Consider the following 20384-nt stretch of genomic DNA (forward strand, 5'->3'; position numbering starts at 1 on the left):
AAGGTGTTATAGCCGTAGCAAATTCCCAATTCTTCGCCAGGCATGATGATCAGGTTAAGGTCATAGTTCGTTTGTTCTACCGTATCGATATTGCCAATTGCAAATTTTGACTGTCCAGTGCTTCCCAATTCCTCAATCTGCTGTTCCATTGGATAATTCTCAAACACCATAATGTGATTGATTAAATCCTGTTTTTGTTCTGTAAGCGCCTGAATATCGTAGAGCGGATAGGTATCAAACGCATTAGATGCCAATGCTTGTTCCTGAATCCTTCTCATTACCTGTACAGCCGTTTCGTCTGCTTCACAACGGATACGGACCGGGATTGTATTGATAAACAGACCAAGGATATTTTCAACACCAGGTATGTCAGCTGGTCTTCCAGAAACGACACTACCAAACACAGCATCATGGTGATTATTATATTTCTGGAGCATAATTCCCCATGCCGTCTGCATCAATGTATTAATTGTTACTTGATTCTGCTTAGCTGTTTGATCCAATCTCTTGGTAAGTTCTTTACTAAACGTGTAGTTTAATTTGGTTGCTGCATAACCATCAGCATTGTCTTCCTTACCCTGCTTATTATCATTGATCAACAACGTTTGCTGTTCATACCCGGCTAAATACTCGCTCCAGTAACTAGCTGCACTCTCTCGATCTTGACGTCCTAGCCATTCAATATAGTGGCTATACGGAGTTAGAGTAGCATACTCAGGTTGTCTATTTTCCCGAATTGCAATGTAGCCACCAAAGACTTCTTTGACCATGATAGACACGCACCAACCGTCCATCACCATATGATGGAAGCTCCAAATAAAGTGGTACTTTTCTTCCTCTGTGCGAAGAATTGATACGCGGATCAATGAATCTTTGGCTAAATCAAATCCTTTTGCTTTGTCTTCACTCGTATAAGTAGCGACATAGGATTGACGTGTAGCTGTATCCATTTCACGTAAATCTTCGTAGTAAAGTTCACCTTTTTTATATCGGTACACCACTTGAACTGGCTGGTCTTTTAAGCCATTGTAGAAATTTGTTCGTAATGCCTCGTGTCTTTGTACCCATGCATCTAAACTTTTAGCAAACGCATTGATATCAAAGCTTCCCGTCAAATCAAAGGTTGTTTGTTCAAAATAAGCACCTGAATGTGGATTCATCAGGCTGTGGAAATACATACCTTTCTGCATCGGAGTTAATTCATATACGTTCTCCACTTCGCCTGTTTCCTGTGTTTGTTCCACTATCTGATCAAGTTCCTCAATGCTCAGATCAGCTAACAACACATCACTCGGAGTAAGTTCTGTGCGTTTTCTCGTCACGCAGTGTGTAATCACATTCTGTAACGATGCTTGTAGCAGCATAGCTACTTCTTCCATTGTTTCCTTCTTGTATTCTTTGCTACTGTATCTGATTGACATCTCCAAGCGCCCATTAGAAATCATACCGTTTATATTCAAAGCGGTTTTCATTTCTAACTGCTCACTTACTACGTCTCCAACTGAATACGATGATAATTGCATCTCATTGTTTTGGTAGTCCTGATCAAACTGACCTAAGTAATTAAAGCTAATTTCAGGTTCTAGTTTGAATATAGGATTGTCTTGCAGTGTAGATAAGTATCTCAAGATGCCATACCCAATCCCTTTGTTAGGAATCTGGCGTAGCCCTTCCTTTATTGTCTTGATTTTTTGAGATAGGTTCTTATCCGCTTGTACCTCTACAACTACTGGGTACTGACTTGTAAACCACCCTACTGTACGAGTGATATCAATATCCTCAATGATAGCTTCTCTACCATGTCCTTCAAGATTAACGAAGACCTGCTCCATTCCCGTCCATGCATGGATTGTCATCCCAAGTGCAGTTAGTAACAGATCATTTACTTCTGTTCCGTACGCACGATTCGCTTGTTTTAGCAATTGTTCCGTTTCCTGCTCAGTCCATTGAACGGTAACAATTTCACTATCTCGCACCAGCTTCTTCGCCTGTGGACTATCCTTTGGAAATAGTGGCATCTCTATTTGCTCAATTTGTTGCCAATACTTTTGTTCCCTCTCCATAGCTTCACTATTTGCATAGAAAGATAATTGTTCGGCCCATGTTTGGAATGAATCCGTTTTTTGTGGTAATTGAATGGCTGCTCCATTCATTATTTGTTCATAACCTGTAGCAAGATCTTCGAATAGAATTCGCCATGAAATTCCGTCTACTACTAAGTGATGAATAACAATCAATAAATGGTCTCCGTCTGAGCAATGGAACAAACCAAGTTTCAGGAGCGGCCCTTCATTTATGTTGATGCTACTTTGAATTTCGTTTGCTTTCTTTTCAATCAGCTTAGAGCAATCTGCTTTCTCTTTGAAATCAAACACTTCTAAAGTATATAAATCCCCTTCATCTACGCCGCGATTTCGCGCCTCATACCCACTCTCAGTCTGATTAAATACCATTCGCAAAGCGTCATGATGAGATGCAAGCTTTTGCATTACCTCACGAAGTGCAGACTCTTTAAACCCTTGCTTCCGATATAACATGTATGCTTGATTGAAATGATGCGATTCAACCGGCATCTGTTCAAAGAACCACCGCTGTATTGGTGTAAGATCTATTTGACCCTTTACTTCCCCTTGATCTGCTATTTTGCTAATCAGTTGAAGCTGTGGGCTTAGCTTTTCTACAGTTGGATATGTAAACAAATCCTTCATTTCCAACTTGTATCCTGATTGAAGTAATCTAGAAGAGACTTGGATTGCTTTTATTGAGTCGCCTCCCAGATCAAAGAAATTATTCATGATACCTATTTGCTGACTTCCTAAAACCGTTTTCCAAATGGATACCAACAGTTGCTCCACTTCTGTCCGAGGAGCAATATATTCCACCCCGGTGTGCATGTTTTCTTCAGGTGCAGGTAGCTCTTTGCGATCAATTTTTCCATTTGAAGTAAGTGGCATTTGCTCCAATTGCACAAAGTAGGTCGGTATCATGTAAGTAGGTAATTCATGAGATAATTCGCTTCTGAGTTCAGCCATACTCAGCTGGGTTTCAGCAACAAAATAGGCGCATAAATGCTTTTGCCCTGCCTCGTCTTCCCTGGCTATGACAATCGCTTCTTGAACCGAATCTATCTTCAACAGCTGCGCTTCAACCTCACCAAGCTCAATACGGTACCCACGGATTTTTACCTGATGATCAATTCGACCCAAATATTCAATGGTACCATCTGACATCCATCTAGCCAGATCGCCCGTTCTGTACATTCGCTCGCCTTCTCTAAAACGGCTATTAACAAATTTTTCTTCTGTAAGCTCTGGTCGATTCAGATAACCTCGTGCTAGACCTACTCCAGCGATGCATAGCTCGCCTGGAACACCGATAGGTAGTAAATGACCGTCTGCATCAACAATATAGATCCGATGGTTCTTAAGAGGTCGACCGATAGGTACAACTTTTTCAGACATAGACTCTTGGTCATAAGACCATACGGAAGAGCAAATCGTATCTTCAGTCGGACCATAGGCATTAAAATACGACACATGATCCTTCCATTTCTGCACTAACTCAACAGAGGAAGCGGATCCAGCAGTGATCAACGTTTTTAAACTAGGCATATTGCTTGGCTCCAGATAAATTGCATAAGTAGGAGGCAAGGCCGCGACAGTAATTTGATTGGTAGTTATATAGTCTTCAAACAAACGATAATTCATAATGACGGAAGTAGAAGGTATATATAGTGTTCCGCCACAAATAAATGCTTTAAAAAACTCTGCGCACGCTGCATCAAATGACATGCTGGCAAACTGCACGGTTCGATCATCGGCGCTCAGTCCCAAATTGTATTCAAAATACGTTTGTAGATTGCACAGCCCATGATGTTCCACCATGACACCTTTTGGTTTGCCCGTTGTTCCAGATGTGTATATTACATAAGCCAAATCATTAGGTCCAGTGATTGGTTCAACATTGGTATCGTCAGCGCTGTACACTATCTCATCATCGAGCATTAGGAGTGTTCCATTGAATGCGATATGCTCCTGCAAATGACTTTGGATGAGCAGCAGCTTTGCCCCGGAATCCTCCAGCATATAACGAATACGCTCTTCTGGATATTCTGGATCAATTGGCACGTAGGCTCCTCCAGCTTTTAATATCCCAAAGATACCTATTATCATTTCTAAAGATCGTTCTACCATGATTCCGACTAAATCGTTTGCCTGAATTCCCTCTGCCCGCAGGGTTCGTGCTAGTTGATTTGCTTTCGCGTTTAATTCACGATAAGTCAATTGTTTTTCTTCATAAACGACCGCTACTTGATCAGGGGTTCTCTCTACATGCTCTTCAAACATCTGGTACACTGTCTTCTCGCTCGGATAGGTCGCCTGAGTATCATTGAACACATCGAGAAGCTGCGCTTTCTCAATAGGTGTCACAACTTCTAATTCATTTACGCGGGCATGTGGATTTTCAATGATCTGCTCCAGCATATGAACAAAGTGCATCGCGATTCGCTCAATGCCTGCTTCATCATATACATGCGCATTATAATCCAGTAAAAGCTTCATCTCTTCGCCCGGTACTACAGCTATATTGAAATCATAGTTTGTTTGTTCTGTTACTTTTACATCTACAATCGTGAAGTTGGCTTGTTTACCAATTCCCAATTGTCCCATCTCATTCTCCACAGGATAATTCTCAAACACCATGATGTGGTTAATTAAATCCTGTTTTTGTGTAGTCAGACCTTGAATGTCATAGAGAGGATGTGTATCGTGAGCATGCGATTCCAAAGCCTGCTCTTGCACTTTTCGCAATACTTCGCCTAACGTTTCTTCCCCTTCACAACGAATCCGTACCGGAATGGTATTAATGAATAGGCCAATTATCCCTTCAATACCTGGAATATCGGCGCTTCTTCCCGAAACAACACTACCAAAAACAACATCCTGATTACCATTATATTTCTGTAATAAAATGCCCCATGCAGTCTGCATGAACGTATTGATTGTCACCTGATGTTGCTTCGCGACTTGATTCATTTGGGCAACCAGTGTCTTAGTAAGCACCTTAGTCAACTTCTTAGCAGAGTAGCCCTCTCTGTTCTGGGGCTTCTCTTTTGGCAAGAGAGCTTGACTCTCGTAGTCTGCCAAAAAATTGCTCCAATATTTGATTGTATCCTCTTGATTTTGACGCTCTAACCAATCGATGTACTGGCTATATGGCGTTACGTCCTCCAACTCAGGTTGTCTTTTTTGCAGAATAGCAGAGTAGCCCTCAAACACTTCTTTAGTCATTATTGGCAAGCACCAGCCATCCATCACAATATGATGGAAGCTCCAAATGAAATGATAGGTTTCTGCTGTTGTACGTAAAATCGAAACACGCATCAGAGAATCTTCAGCCAAGTCAAATCCTCTTGCTTTGTCCTTGCTGGTAAAGGTAGTCAGGTACAACTCACGATCTACCTCGTCCAATTCGCGCAAATCTTCATAGTATAGCTCACTGCTCTTTTGTCGATAAACGACCTGAACAGGATCGTCTTTCCATCCACTGTAGAAGTTGGTTCTCAATGTTGCATGTCTTTGTGTGAGGGAATCCAGACTTTTACCAAAAGTAATGACATCAAAGCTTCCCTGTATTTCAAACGTTAATTGTTCAAAATACGCCCCTGACTGTGAATCCATCAGGTTGTGGAACATCATACCTTTCTGCATCGGTGTCAAGGAGTAAATATTCTCAATCTCGCCAATATGCTTCGTTTGTGCAACAAACCGGTCAAATTCCTCAACAGTCAGTCCTTTTAACAACAGATCGCTTGGCGTTAATTCTACCTGTTCTTTCGCTACGCAGTGTACAATCACCTGATGTAGGCTTACACGTAATAGTTCCCCTAATCGCTCCATTGTTTCTTTGCGATATTCAGTGGCGCTGTAACTAATTGTAAGTTTTAACGATCCACCAGTGACCATTGCATTCAAGTCAAGTGTATATTTCCTCGCTGCCTGTCCACTTACAAATGCTCCACTTGAATGATTCGACAGTTGCAGAGCATTATGCTGTAAATCCTGATCAAATTGACCTAAATAGTTAAAACTGATCTCAGGCTCTGCTCTGCCTATGTCTCTATCTTCAGAGTCGGTTAAGTAGCGTAAAATACCATAACCAATCCCCTTATGTGGAATTTGACGCATCATTTCTTTGACTAGTTTAATCCGTTGAGAGACATCTTGATCTATTCCTATCTGAAGAACAACAGGATACATGCTTGTAAACCAACCTACTGTACGGGTAACGTCAATATCTTGAATAATGGATTCACGACCGTGTCCCTCTACATTCACCAGCACTTTCTCTGTACCAGTCCAATCGTGTATAGCCATTCCCAAAGCTGTAAGCAATAAATCGTTAACCTCTGTGTTGTAGGCTCGGTTTGCTTGTTTTAGCAACTGCTCTGTTTCCTGCTCCGTCCACTGTACTGCTATGATTTGACTTTCTCCAACAACTGACTGTTCTTGGTTAAAATCCTTTGGCAAATCTGTCTTATCTATTTGTTCAATCTGTTGCCAGTATGATACTTCGTTTTGTAATTCCTCGCTGTCTGCATAAAGAGATAGTTGCTCGGCCCACGTTTGGAAGGAATCCGTTTTCTGTGGGAGACTAATTGCTTCACCTTTTAGGGCTTGTTCATAGCCACTCGCGATATCTTCGAATAAAATTCGCCACGAAACTCCATCTACCGCCAAATGGTGAATGACAATCAGTAGGTGATCCCCTTCTTGACATTGGAACAGTCCCAATTTGAGAAATGGACCTTCTGTCAGAGAAATGCTACTTTGAATTTCATTTACTTTTGTCTCTATCGTTTGGGTGCAGTCTGTTTCATCTCTCAAATCTATTACTTCAAGACTATAAAGCTCACCCTCTTCTACTCCTCGATGCCAAGTCTCATATCCATTACCTGTTTCACGAACTACCATTCGTAATGCATCATGATGAATGGCAATCTTTTGTATGACTGAGCGAAGCACTGTTTCATCAAAACCTTTATTCATGAAAAGCATGAAAGCTTGGTTATAATGATGTTGTTCAACTAGTTTTTGTTCAAAGAACCAATGCTGAATCGGGGTCAGTAAGGTAGCCCCCACTACCTCACCCTGGTCAGCAATTTTCGTAATAAGCTGAATATGTCGACCCAATTGTGCAATGGTTGGATAGCTGAACAAATCCTTCATTTCCAGCTTAAAGCCTGCCTGAAGCATCCTTGAAGAGATCTGGATAGACTTAATGGAGTCTCCTCCCAGATCAAAGAAATTATCTAATACACTAATTTTCTTAGCTCCTAATACAGCTTGCCAAATAGATACCAATGTCTGTTCCATAGCAGTGCGAGGTGCTACATATTCTACACCCGTTTGGATACTCTCCTCTGGTGCTGGTAGCATTTTACGATCAATCTTGCCATTTGGAGACAGTGGCATTTTATCCAATTGTACAAAATAGGATGGAACCATATACGTAGGTAGCTCTTGTGAAAGTTCGGCTCTTAGCTCGCTTACTGTCAATAGCTTGTTTGCTACGAAATACGCGCACAATTGATTCTGACCGTGTGCATCTTCTCTAGCGACTACCACTGCTTCTTCTATTGCTTCCATTTTCAATAACTGTACTTCGACTTCGCCAAGCTCAATACGGTAGCCACGGATTTTTACTTGGTGATCAATTCGGCCGACATATTCCATATTTCCATCTGGCAACCATCTCGCAAGATCACCTGTTCGATACATTCTTTCCCCAGGTCTAAAGGGGTTTTCTATAAATTTTTCCGCGGTTAGCTCAGGTCGATTTAAATAGCCTCTGGCAACCCCATCCCCAGCAATGTACATCTCTCCAATGAAACCAATTGGCACTGGCTGCAATGCTGTATCTAATAGATAGATCCTTACATTGTCGGCGGGTACACCAATTGGTACAGAGTTATGTGAAGTATTATTCGGATCAAATACATAGAGCATGCAGCCTACTACTGTTTCCGTAGGTCCATATTCATTCATAATTTGGACATTCCCACCGAAATTACGATCTATTTTGCTAGCGAGCTGCGTATGTAAGCTTTCGCCACCAACAATAAATCTTCTAACATTACTGTTCGTACCATCGAATTCTTCGATTAGTTTTAGATGTGTAGGGGTTAGTTTTATGATTCCAACTTTATTATCTGTAAGAATGTCTTGAATAACCTGTACCTTGTCTTCCCCACTATAAATGTAGATCGTATTCCCAGAAACAAGAGGGGTAAATATAGACGTGACGGTCAAATCAAACGAAATGGACGAATAAAGTGGGAAATGAACAGTCTCATTTTGTACATACACTTTTCTAGCCCACCAAATATAATTGACAAGCCCCTGATGAGTGATCATAGCTCCCTTCGGATTTCCAGTGGAACCTGAGGTATAAATGATATAAGCTAGATCATACATGTCGTTTATATGTTCAAGATTGGCAGTACTTCCCTGATATAGCTCTTGATTGTCTAAGTAAAAAATCTCTTTGTTAAAAGTACATTTAGTAGAAAATTTTTGCTGCGTTAGCAAAATAGTTGTTTGACTATCCTCTAGCAAATACTGAATTCGATCTTCTGGATAATCAGGATCAATTGGTAAATAGGTAGCTCCGGCTTTTAAAATGGCGAGAATCCCTACAACCAATTCCAAGGAATGCTCTGCCATAATGGAAACAACACTATCAGCAGTAACCCCTTTCTCTCTTAAAAAATACGCTAGTTGATTGGAGGTTTCATTTAATTCCTGATAAGTGAGTTGTTCCCCTTCCCAAATGACAGCCACTTGCTCTGGTGTACGTGCTGCTTGTTCCTCAAACAGTTGATGAATCAGTTTTTCACGTGGATAGTCCGCTTGAGTGTTATTAAATACTGATAAAATATAATTCTTCTCTTCTTCTCGAAGCAACGAGATGTCCGCAATTTTTGAAGTAGGATGATGAATGATTGTTTCAATAATGATAAAGAACTGTTGAACTAGTTGTTCCATCTCCTCTTCTGTAAACAACTCTGCTCGATAATTTAGTTGAAACAGAATCTTATGATCGTCTAATTCAATAACATTCATTTCAAAGTCATTTATGACGTCTCCACAAAAATTCTCGTCAACCTCAATTCCAACATTTTCATACTGCGAATAATTCATGGCGCGGTACTGTACGGAAGCACCAAAAAGACGTTGCAGGTCCTTATGTTGATGTGTTTGTCGTAAGTCTTCCATCATTCGATTGTATGGGAATCTTTGATGGCGTAGGATCGAAACCTGCTCTTTTGATACAACTTGTAAAAGAGAAGATAAGTCCATGTCAGGATCTACGTATACTCGTGTTGGCACTGTACTAACAAACATTCCTAACATTTCTTTTTCCTTTTTGGTAGTTCTGTTCGCATAGAATGTACCAATTGAAACATCGTTCTGTGTTGTCTTTTTATGCATATAGATGTACAACGCAGTCATAAAGACTGTAAGCATACTATTCTTAGTCTGTTTACAAAACTCGTACAGGTTATGATACAAGCTATCTTCTAAGATTATATTTTTTCTTTTTCCAGCTGTGCTTAAGGTAAAAGGATTATATGATTTAAACCCTATCACTTCAGGTAAGGTGCTAAATTTATCCACCCAATACGTTTTATCCTTTTGATAGCGGTCTGATTCCTCATACTCTTGCTCCGTTTGTATAAAGTCGAAATAAGAATGATTCTCTGCTATTTCTGGAAGCTGGCCACTAGCAATCTGGGAATAGTATTCGTTTGCTTGATTAATGAACATTCTTGCAGAGATACCGTCGCAAACAATATGATGAATTTTGACATTGTACCAATATTCTTGGTCGCTAATCTTGCAAATGACAAATTGATACAAATCTGAATGTAAAAGTTCAAACGGTGTACGACTGTGCTGATCCAACCATTTTAGTGCCTGAGCTTCCCCATCAACTCCAGAAAAATCAAAACATTCGAATGTTTTGTCGCTATACTCCTCCAGATATTGTTGTGGATACCCATTCTGAGCTGTTATTTTAATCCGAAAGACATCGTGCCGGCAAATAATCATATTTAAAGCTTGTTGCAAGGCACCCAGATTAATATTGCCTTTCATTTTAATTGTCAATGAAATCGTCGACACACCCGTGTTTGGATAAAGTAACTCAGAGTACCAAATCCTTTGTTGAGGCTGAGTCAACGGAAATAATTGAATCAAGTCCTTATTCATATTGCTGCACCTCTTGTTAGAAATTATAGTTTTAGGGATAAAAAATACTATGATTGCTTACTTATGTAGATGCTACCAGCATGTTGCAGTGTTTGACTGTATGTTTAGGAAAAATGACGCGCGTTAATCTATGATTTATGGGATTTCTGTCTAGAGATGTAGGAATTGCTTGTGGATGGAAAGAGCGTTATTTATGCAGATAAATCAATAGGATATGAGAAAAAATTTTTGTGTACATGAATCTATAAATCTACCAAATATGTACCATCACCTCTTTTACTCAAGGATAATTGAAACGGTTGTATGCTACCATACTCGATCTCCTTCCTTAGTGAACGATATATTGTTGCATCAGCAAACCTTTAACCTTATTCATATATTGCATAAAAATATTATTTAAGAAAATTGAACATTTACGACTCATTATACCATATCAGTATTATTCTTCCATTGAAGTTTTTGTAAATTCTATGAACGTCAATATGTACTTCTGTAAATTTCATAATGAAGTGTACAAGGTGCCCTATTAATGATCGTACTATACTAATGGATAGAGATTGCTTTGTTAGAACTTGTTTCCCCTGCAAATAAACGTAAGTATGGTCCCTCTTTCGCTTTCATCTCATTAGGTGACCCATGATCCACAATAGACCCCTGCTCCATAACAAAAATGACATCCGCTATTTCTGCTGTTTGCATTTGATGTGTTACGATCATGACGGTGCGTTGATCCTTCAATGAACGAATCGCATCACGAACACACGTTTCTGAATGTGAATCCAGAGCAGACGTAGGCTCATCAAACAAAACAATCGGAGCTTTCGATACTAAAGCACGCGCAATGGCGATTCTCTGGCGTTGACCTCCTGATAAACGTACGTTATCCTCTCCAATTCGTGTTTTGTATCCATCAGGTAGCTCCAGAATAAATTCGTGAGCAAATGCAGCTTTTGCTGCTTCAATAAGTTCCCCTTCCTCTGTATCCGGCCTCCCGAATCTAATATTCTCTTCGATCGTTCCTTCAAATAAATGCGGATCCTGTGGAACATATGCTATCAATTCTCTCACCTGTGTAAGCGTGTGAGTTTTTGCATTTTTAGCAAAGAAATAGATGTCGCCTTTCGCAGGGGGATAAAACCCTAATAGCGCTTTTAGTAACGTACTTTTCCCAGAACCACTTGTTCCCACAACTGCAGCTAATTCACCTACCCTAACTGACAGAGTGACATGATTTAATACCTGGTCCATACCACGTTGTAAAACAACATCCTGTAGCGAAAATGCTTCTATAGATGAGGAATTTTTCACATAATCTAACTGTTGCTGAAGTGTTTTATCAGTAATGACCAGATCGATTTCTTCAACTGGTTGGGTCAACAATCCGTAGACTCTAGCTGAGCCTGATAAGGAATGCTGTAGGGAAGCAATAATTCTGCCAAACTCCAAAAAAATAAACACCATAGTCGTCTGTAACTGCACCAATTGCCCTAAAACACCTAGTTGATTTTTAGAATATATAAACAGCCCAACTACTAACATACCGCCAAACATAACAAAACTAAACAAAAAATTGATAGCATCTAATAATCCAGTCTTAAAACCTTGACTATTTGCGGTTTGGGTTAACTCCTTATTTGTATCAGCTATATCCTCTCTAACTATTTTCCCAGCAGAGAATGTTTTAATAATAGGCAATCCTTCTATGAATCCAGCAATTTTTGCAGTTATTTCCCCTAATTTTGCCTGAAGCCGATCATTTGTCTCCCTCAATGGCTGAACAAAACGCACATTAACAAAAGTGATACCAATACCTAACACAATAAAGATTAAAGAAAATCGCCAATCCATGATCAACATCGTGGTAGTCACCATAATCAAAGTCATCGCATTTTGTAAAATATTGCGCATACTCTCTCCGTATGCCTCTTCCATGTTGTGTGCGTCGTTAATGATACGAGATACCATTTCCCCAGGGTGATTAGCTTCAAAATAGGGAACGGGTAGCCTCGTAAGATGTTCGTACAGTGTTACTCTTATATCAGCCATTGTCTTCTTAATGATTCGTTGTAGACTGTAGTGGATGATAGGAACAACTGCACTAAATAAAAGAAAGGTTAGACTAATCAGGATAGCTGACCGGATCAATTGCTCTAAGCTACCATTGACTGATGCTGTAATTAATTCATTGAGCGCAAAACTGATTGCTACTGGTAATGCTCCCATAATGGTACAGTCGGCCAGTAATGCGAAAAGATAGGCTCGACGTCGCGATTTTAGAAATACTAGCATATCCTTCCATTCTGAATAGGCTTTTTGAAATCCTTGTAATTCCATTGTATTCCTCCCATTTACTCCACTGAAAAACTAGGTTGTATGAGATGGTGATGCTCAATCTGTGGATTATAGAGCTTCCGATACAATCCGTTTACGTCCATTAATTCGCGATGGGTTCCCCGTTCTACAATATTTCCACGATCCAACACCCAGATTTCATCACAATGTCGAATGGAAGAAAAGCGATGTGCTACCATCACAACCGTCTTTTTTTCTAAAAGCTTTTTAAGTCCTTCTTGGAACAAAAGCTCTGACTGAGCATCCAAAGCTGAAGTAGGCTCGTCCATGACAATAAAAGGTGCATTCTTAATAAAGGCGCGCGCAATGGCTATCCGTTGCTTTTGACCACCGGATAATTGGAAGCCTCCCTCACCAACCACAGTTTGATAGCCCTGAGACAACCCCGAAATAAATTCATGTGCATTCGCCAATTTCGCAGCTTCTACAATTTCACCTAGGGTTGCATCTTCTTTTCCGAAGGCAATATTTTCGGCAATTGACTTAGAAAAAAGAAAGACATCCTGTGGTACATAAGCAATGAAAGATCGTAACAAAGCGGCATCCCAATCTTGTGAATAGGAAGGATCGTCTTTGACCTGGAAATGGCCCGTATTTGGAACATAAAGGCCACAAAGTAGTTTCACAATTGTTGATTTGCCACCTCCACTTGGTCCAACGAGCGCAATATGCCTACCTGTTTTTAATTCAAAATGTAAATTATGTAGAACTGGAGGTTTTTGTCCATCATATGTAAAGGAGATTCGTTCAAACTGCAAGCAAAGGGCTTTGGATAAGTAATGTTTTGGTACGGAACCTATGGAAAGGAGTTTCTCTTCAGGCAACGATAGAATTTCCCCCGTACGTCTATACGACCCGAGTGCTTGTTGAAATTGAATAATTAAGTCAGGAATAACCGAAACAGGCTGTATAATATGTCCCAAGAAATAAACAAAGGCAATTAACTCCTCTGCTTTCAATTCTTGATGAGCGATTAGGTAAGCTCCATACAGAATACAAAATACCAAAGGACTTGACATAAATATAATATGAAGGGGATTTAGCCAAGCATGTCTACGTTCAATCTGTAGACTCTTTTGTAACATTTGTTCGATTGCCATTTTGAATTTCCGAAAGAAAGATTCATATAAATGAAACACCTTGATGATTGGAATTCCTGAGATAGTGTCCTTCATAATAGAGGCTGTACGACCGACCTGTTGTTGTAGTTCGTAGGAGTAGGTATTTAGAGGTTTACTTATCAAAGCTGCAAAAAGTAATGCAAAAGGAACTAAAGACAAGCTAAAAAGGATAAGTTTCCAGTTAACCAAAAAGAGGTATATAAAAGCAGCAATAAACATTAGCGGCTCTATGATTAGCTTTGGAAAATGTTCTGTCAAAAACCGTTGCACAATTGTTAAATCGTTAGAAAATCGGGATAAAAGATCACCAGTGTTATATTTTTCTACAGAGGAAAAGGCTGCATGTTCTAATTTTTCAGCAAAACGATTTCGTAAATCTCTTATAATGGAGGAACTGAATTTCGTAGATATCCATTTCACAAAGAAGTGTGAAACCATTCCGATAACGACACATATTCCAAACACATACAACAAGATGCTCATACGATCCTGAGTGTCATTCATAGAATAAGAGACCATCTGCTGAATATTGTATCCAATCACAACTTCTACAAGAACAGCTACAATGCTACAGATCACAATTAAAAGTAGAAAATACCAGTATGTAAAAATTGTTGCTACTATTTTTCCCCACATTGATTCTTGTACTTGACTACGTATTCGTTTTAACAAGTTGTTCTCTCCTCAAGATTCCCTTGATTTTTGTTATCCATAAATAAGAGTACACTATTTTTCAATTGTTGTTTAGTTAATTTTTTACAAAGTTTCTTCAATTTTTAATTTAAGCAATTTTTTATACTTACATTTCATTCCTTTTAAGGCAGGATTATTAGTGAAAATACTAATCCATATGGTAGTAATCTTGTATAGTTGTAAATTAGGCAACTCAGGTTAAGGAGAGGACTATGAAAAAGAGGATTCCTTTATTTTATATAAGTGCACTTTTATATGGATATAGTGTCTGGGCAGTCTATCGGATGTTAACAAAATAATTTGACATTCAAAAAAAGCTCGGCGACAATACCAAGCTTCTCAACGTTACTAAACCTTCATTTCATCACGAGCCTGCTGGGGATTGTTTTATCATGCACGCTTCAAATCATACTTCTACTTATAAAAGAAATAAAAGAAAATTCCCAAAAAAATAACGGTACATATTACATAAAACATTGTTAATCTTGTCAGATTTCTTTTTGTCTTCGTACCATAATTTTGATCTTTTGGCTTTATCCCTACCATGATAGTCCCAATAGCAGCTACCAAAACGATCAAAAAAATGAAAGGTATGAGGTAAGTCATTATTTTCAACTCTTTCTACCGTTTTATTTATCATACCTCATGATGGTAATAATAGAGACCATCCACTTTGCGTTTATTTTGCCCATCCACTTCATTAAGCTTTGTTGTTATTTGTTATTCATGATTTTTGTGTTCGAGTAGCCAGCAATCCCTTAATTCCCCTTCATGCCATTCGTGTTTCGGCAGTAATTTCACCTTTTCGAAACCACACCTTACATAGCAACGGATCGCCCGCTCGTTCCATGTTTGAGGGTCCATAACTACCCTATCTGCTCCTTTTTCCTTATGTAAATATTCCACCATTGCCCGAACGAGTAGTCTGCCCATGCCACTGTTCCATCTCTCAGGCTCTCCAATAAATTGATCTGTTCCATAAACAACTTCTGTGTCGGCGTAGCCATAATCAAGTTTGGTTTCCTCATCTACCAAGTAAAACTGTATATATCCGATTGCTTGTCCATCATATTCAACGATACAACGGGTCTCTTCTCCATTGTCATCATAAAACTTTTGCGATACTTTACTTACATCATGAGGATTGTCTCTTCCCTCATAGTATTCTAATACAATCGGGTTTGTGAGCCATCTTACAAGCCATTCTTTATGTTCCTCTGCTAGTTTCCTAACAACTATTTTTCCGTTTTGAAAAATCATTCTTATCCCCTCCCACACAAGATCATATCATTTTTATATCTTTGAAAATGTTCATTTACAAAATGATTTGTAATTGGTCTTTCATCATTTGTTGAATGTTAATGTTAGCAGCGATAATGCCAGATGTGCCCCGGGTAATTTTATTCCCCCTACGATCTGTAATGAAAGGACTCAGTAAAAATCACTCTTAATGAACAATTTGAAAGATCTATATATACTGGAATTAAATTGCAGTTTGTATGCAATTTTTATGGAAGAAGTCCTGTCTTAGCTTTAAGATGTAGGAGAGGAAATGCTACATGTAAAGGGGAGATTACATGATAACGAAAGAAGAATTACTATCAAATTTCGAAGGGGTTCGAAAACGAACCTTGAAGTACTTGACCGTGATTCCCGAGCAATTCATCGACTGGCGTCCCGATGAACACAAATTTTCAATTGGTGATATCGTTCGACATTTGGGCTCTACAGAATTAATGTTTTACCATGTGATCAGACAAAATGAATGGAAGTATTATGGGCATGATCCCGATAAAGGCAGGACTATGAAAGAGGCTATACATTATCTACAGAATTGCCATGGTACCGTTTTAACAGGCCTTCAGCAGTTAGAGCATGAGCAATTAACGATGAAGGTGAAAAATCTCTTAGGCTATGAAGTCAGTGCTTGGAGAATCATAATGGCAATGACTGAACATGAAATTCATCATCGAGGTCAGCTTTCTTCGTACATGCAAGCAAATCATATCGAGCCTCCACAAATATTCGGTTTGAAAATAGAAGAAGTACCGCATTAAGAAGGAAGAAAAGAGTTATTCCTCATAAAGATGATAACTCAGTAGGAAAATAAAGAAATCAAATCTTTATTGCTGTGGGTCTGAGCTTTCTATCTGATGAAAGATAAAAAAGACATTCCCTTCCGTACCTGTCACAGCCTACTGAGGAAACGTCTTTTTTCAAACCATGTAAATTGATAAGGTTAAATTGTAGTTCACATGTACTTTGTAACATCTTCAACAAACAAGCTCTCACTAGAGCTGCCCTAGTTTCTTCTCTAATCGCAAGAGTCTTTTTTCGTACATTTCGCGTTCTGCTTTATTCCTTTGCCGCAAATATGCCGTTTTCTTTTGCCAGCGCTCGAAGGCCATTTTTGTGTATGCATATGCCTTATCATATTCTTTTAATTGATGCTCACAAATCTTGGCTGCCTCGATACAAATTTCCTCAGTACCCCACTCCTTGTCTTTCATACAAGCATCATAGCAATAAAGAGCCTTACTCCACTCCTTTTGACGCTTGAATATATGCCCCAGCGCAGCTTTTGCCCGCACGGCATAGGGATGTTTACTACGAGCCACTTCCCTATAATGAGACAGAGCCATATGCTCTGATCCGACCGCTTCATACCAACGCGCCACTTCATATCGCTCTTCCATAGACATCGTCACAGTCTCTACAGACAGTAGCATATTCGAGATATGAATATAGAGTGTAATAAGGGATAGAACATCTACTTCGTTATGCTGAAGCACGCCAGCAATATGCTCTGGATTCCGCTCTCTAACATAATCAAAATAAAGCATTGGAGCTAGTGAACCAGGTACGTCTTCCAAGCGCCTGATCCCCAGCTTTTGTTGTTCTACTATAGACAACCTACATGAAACGAGCTCATTCTTCCATAATCTTCTCGCACCATGCAACAAATCGATATGTCCAAACACAGGCAAGGCTGGTACATCCTTACGTACCAACGTATGTCGAGTTTTTACTTGAGGCCAGTCGAACGATTTTCCATTATAGGTAACTAATTGTTTGGACTCCTTAACATCAGCTAAAAATGACTGATACAGCGTAATTTCAGAAAAAGGGTCTGTTAAAAAATGCTGACGAACGATTATTTCATCCTGTTCCAGTTTACTATAGCCCAATAAAAAGATGGTATTTCCCACCCCACCATGTAAACCAGTTGTTTCTGTATCAAAAAAAAGTAAATCCTCCGGGCGTTTGTTAGCGATAGACAGAGGATGCTCCAAACCGCTTTCGTTCCATTTATGAATAACGTCAAGTAAAGCCGAAAATTCGTAGTTCCCATGAATCATATCTAAGGGATAACGAACCTCTCGCACCATAGCATACTCCTCTTCGCCAAAGAATGGTTTGGCTTGAAGCCGTCGCCATGTATCTGCATAGGGAATCTGCGATTGAGGTGTTTCATGTACACTTTGCTTACATTCGAACTCCTCTGGTTTATGTGAATTGAACACTGATATTTCGCTCTGTTTTTCTGGCTCAGCACGTTTTTCCTTTTGGTCCATATGCTCGATGCTACTATCAAGCGTCAGATGCTTTTTCATCCGTTGCAATTTATTTTTAAGAGACAAACGCTGTCCCCCCTTGCGCCACCCGCAATAAAGATAGTGCTAGTTCTTTTCCATCCCGTTCCACATATCCAATACACGAAGGACACCCTGACGCACATGGACATGAGCTAATCATCTCTTCTGCTTTAGCAAGTATGGTTTCCATCTGGTTATACACCTGTTCGCTAAGACCAATGCCACCTGGATAGCGATCGTAGAAGAATATCGTTGGTTGATTCGAGTGAACTGCTTTGCGCTGTGAGATCACATGTAAATCTTTCGGATCACACATTACCCATAGTGGGGCAACGTGTTGCAGTACATGTCCAGCCCCAACTAGCCCAAGCTCTACCTCCTCTTGACCAATCGTTTGTAAAATGGACTCTGGGAAACTAATCCATGCTGCATTCGTATGCAATTCCTCTTCTGGCAAATGTATCGGTCCTGATCCGATGTTCTCATGGGTCTCGAACTTGATTTTTTTAAAAATCGTTGCCATAGCATTAACAGCTACTTCCCCGTAAGCCAATTCAGTCTCCTTCTGCTTTCGTGTAGCATCTGACTCTAGTACTTTTAATTGTACCGCCAAATTAGCATCTGTATAATAATCGACCTTAACCTCACGGATAAAAGCCTTTTTCTCTTCATAATCCAGCTTTTCCACTTGATACTGCACCCCTTGATGCAGATAAATCGCTTCTTCATGTAACAATGTCATTGAGCTGAAACGGTCCATTTCTCCAATGACCTTCTCCTGTCCACGGTCGGTAATGTCGACAATCACCACGTTCTCCTGTGAAGCAGAGCGTAAGCTGATGTTATGGGCTGGGAAAGAATCGTTCATCCAGAACCACTTTCCTTTGGAGGAGTGCAGAATCTGCTCTTCCGTTAAAAATTCTAGAATTTCTACTATTTCAGCTCGACCAAATGTATCTCCTTTTGTAAAAGGTAATTCATATGCTGCACACTTGATGTGATCCACGAGAATAATTAGATTGTCAGGATTGATACGAGCTGACTCAGGATTTCGTTCAAAAAAATACTCAGGGTGTTGAATAATATATTGGTCAAGTGGTGAAGAACTACCAACCATAACAACAACAGACTCATCTTGGCGACGCCCAGCTCTTCCTGCCTGTTGCCAGGTACTAGCTACGGAGCCTGGATAACCTGTAATAACGCATGCCTGTAATTGTCCAATATCTACTCCTAGCTCCAGTGCATTCGTGCTAACCACCCCGGCAATATCACCTTGCCGCAATCCACGCTCAATTTGTCGTCGTTGTGACGGTAAATATCCGCCTCTATAGCCTTGGATTGTTTTGGGTCCCAGTTTTTTGCGGATCAGCTCTTGTAAATAGGTCAAAAGTATCTCCACACGCACACGACTTCTCGCAAATAAAATCGTTTGAATTCCATTTGTCAAAAAAGCGGATGCAATGTCTCGAGCTTCTAATGTTGCACTACGACGAATATTTAATTGATGATTTACAATAGGTGGATTGTAAAATATAAAATGCTTCGTCCCTGTGGGAGCCCCATTATTATCTACGAGCTCCATCTGTTCCTCGGTAATCTGTTCTGCTAATTGTAATGGATTGGCAATGGTTGCAGAAGTACAAATAAACTGTGGATGAGAACCATAGTATGAGCAAATACGCTTTAAACGTCTTATCACATTAGCAACATGACTCCCGAACACACCACGGTAGGTGTGTAGCTCATCAATTACCACATATTTCAAATGTTCAAAAAAAGCGACCCATTTTGTATGATGAGGCAGGATCGCAGAATGTAACATGTCTGGGTTTGTAATTACAATATTTCCTGCTTTGCGGACCATTTGCCGAATAGTAGCAGGTGTATCCCCATCATAGGTCTCCGATTTTATGGGTAGTTCCATCTCATTAATTAATTCATGTAATTCACTCTTTTGGTCCTGGGCCAAGGCTTTAGTAGGAAACATGTATAATGCCCTCGCCTGAGTGTCATTAGCCAACGTTTGCAAAATGGGCAAGTGATAGCACATGCTTTTTCCTGAAGCCGTTGGTGTTACAGCCACAATATGCTTCCCATTCTGAATATGGCGAAAGGCTGTCGCTTGATGTGTATATAAAGAGGAAATTCCTCGTCTACTCAACGCTTGTGCGATCCGTTCATCTATTTGTTCTGGGAATGGCACCACTTGTGGATCACGAGGCGGAATCGTCGTCCAGTTGACGATGTTCTGTTTCATCCGCTCGTCGGACCGAAACTCTTCCAAAAGTTCCGCCATATTTTTCTTTCGTAGCATGTATCGATCACCCTCTTCCCTTTCTATTGTA

At 39.9% G+C, this 20384-nt stretch carries 7 protein-coding genes (1 of these 7 cut by a window edge); 1 reads left to right on the forward strand and 6 read right to left on the reverse strand.

Going from position 1 to position 20384, the window contains the following annotated elements:
* From ACQV1I_RS13835 to ACQV1I_RS13850, 4 genes are all read right to left on the reverse strand, one after another.
* Positions 1-10274, reverse strand: the start of a protein-coding gene (locus ACQV1I_RS13835) for a non-ribosomal peptide synthase/polyketide synthase (RefSeq protein ID WP_116333941.1). 26266 nt of this gene lie to the left of the window's left edge; only the first 10274 of its 36540 coding nucleotides appear in the window; the start codon lies at positions 10272-10274; its stop codon lies beyond the left edge, outside the window.
* A 543-nt stretch (positions 10275-10817) separates the two neighbouring features.
* A complete protein-coding gene (locus tag ACQV1I_RS13840) occupies positions 10818-12608 on the reverse strand; it encodes an ABC transporter ATP-binding protein (RefSeq protein ID WP_116333942.1) in 1791 nt (596 codons plus the stop codon).
* A gap of 14 nt (positions 12609-12622) precedes the next feature.
* Positions 12623-14419: an ABC transporter ATP-binding protein gene (locus tag ACQV1I_RS13845; protein WP_116333943.1), complete on the reverse strand. Its 1797-nt coding sequence runs from the start codon at positions 14417-14419 to the stop codon at positions 12623-12625.
* Positions 14420-15160: 741 nt separating this feature from the next.
* Entirely contained in the window at positions 15161-15700 is a 540-nt protein-coding gene (locus ACQV1I_RS13850) for a GNAT family N-acetyltransferase (protein ID WP_094700046.1), read from the reverse strand.
* Positions 15701-16017: 317 nt separating this feature from the next.
* Here ACQV1I_RS13850 and ACQV1I_RS13855 point away from each other — a divergent pair, with 317 nt between their 5' ends.
* Positions 16018-16497, forward strand: a complete 480-nt coding sequence (locus ACQV1I_RS13855) for a DinB family protein (RefSeq protein ID WP_116333944.1) — start codon at positions 16018-16020, stop codon at positions 16495-16497.
* A 234-nt stretch (positions 16498-16731) separates the two neighbouring features.
* Here ACQV1I_RS13855 and ACQV1I_RS13860 read toward each other — a convergent pair whose 3' ends face one another.
* Both ACQV1I_RS13860 and ACQV1I_RS13865 read right to left on the reverse strand, forming a co-directional pair.
* A complete protein-coding gene (locus ACQV1I_RS13860) occupies positions 16732-18081 on the reverse strand; it encodes a ribonuclease H-like domain-containing protein (protein WP_236645770.1) in 1350 nt (449 codons plus the stop codon).
* Positions 18071-20353 carry a DEAD/DEAH box helicase gene (locus ACQV1I_RS13865; protein WP_104031516.1) on the reverse strand — a complete coding sequence of 761 codons (2283 nt, stop codon included), beginning with the start codon at positions 20351-20353 and terminating at the stop codon, positions 18071-18073. Before ACQV1I_RS13865 ends, ACQV1I_RS13860 begins: the two co-directional genes overlap by 11 nt.
* Between the last annotated feature and the right edge of the window lie 31 nt (positions 20354-20384).

This window comes from Brevibacillus sp. JB24b, assembly GCF_051713385.1.
Classification (GTDB): domain Bacteria; phylum Bacillota; class Bacilli; order Brevibacillales; family Brevibacillaceae; genus Brevibacillus_B; species Brevibacillus_B laterosporus.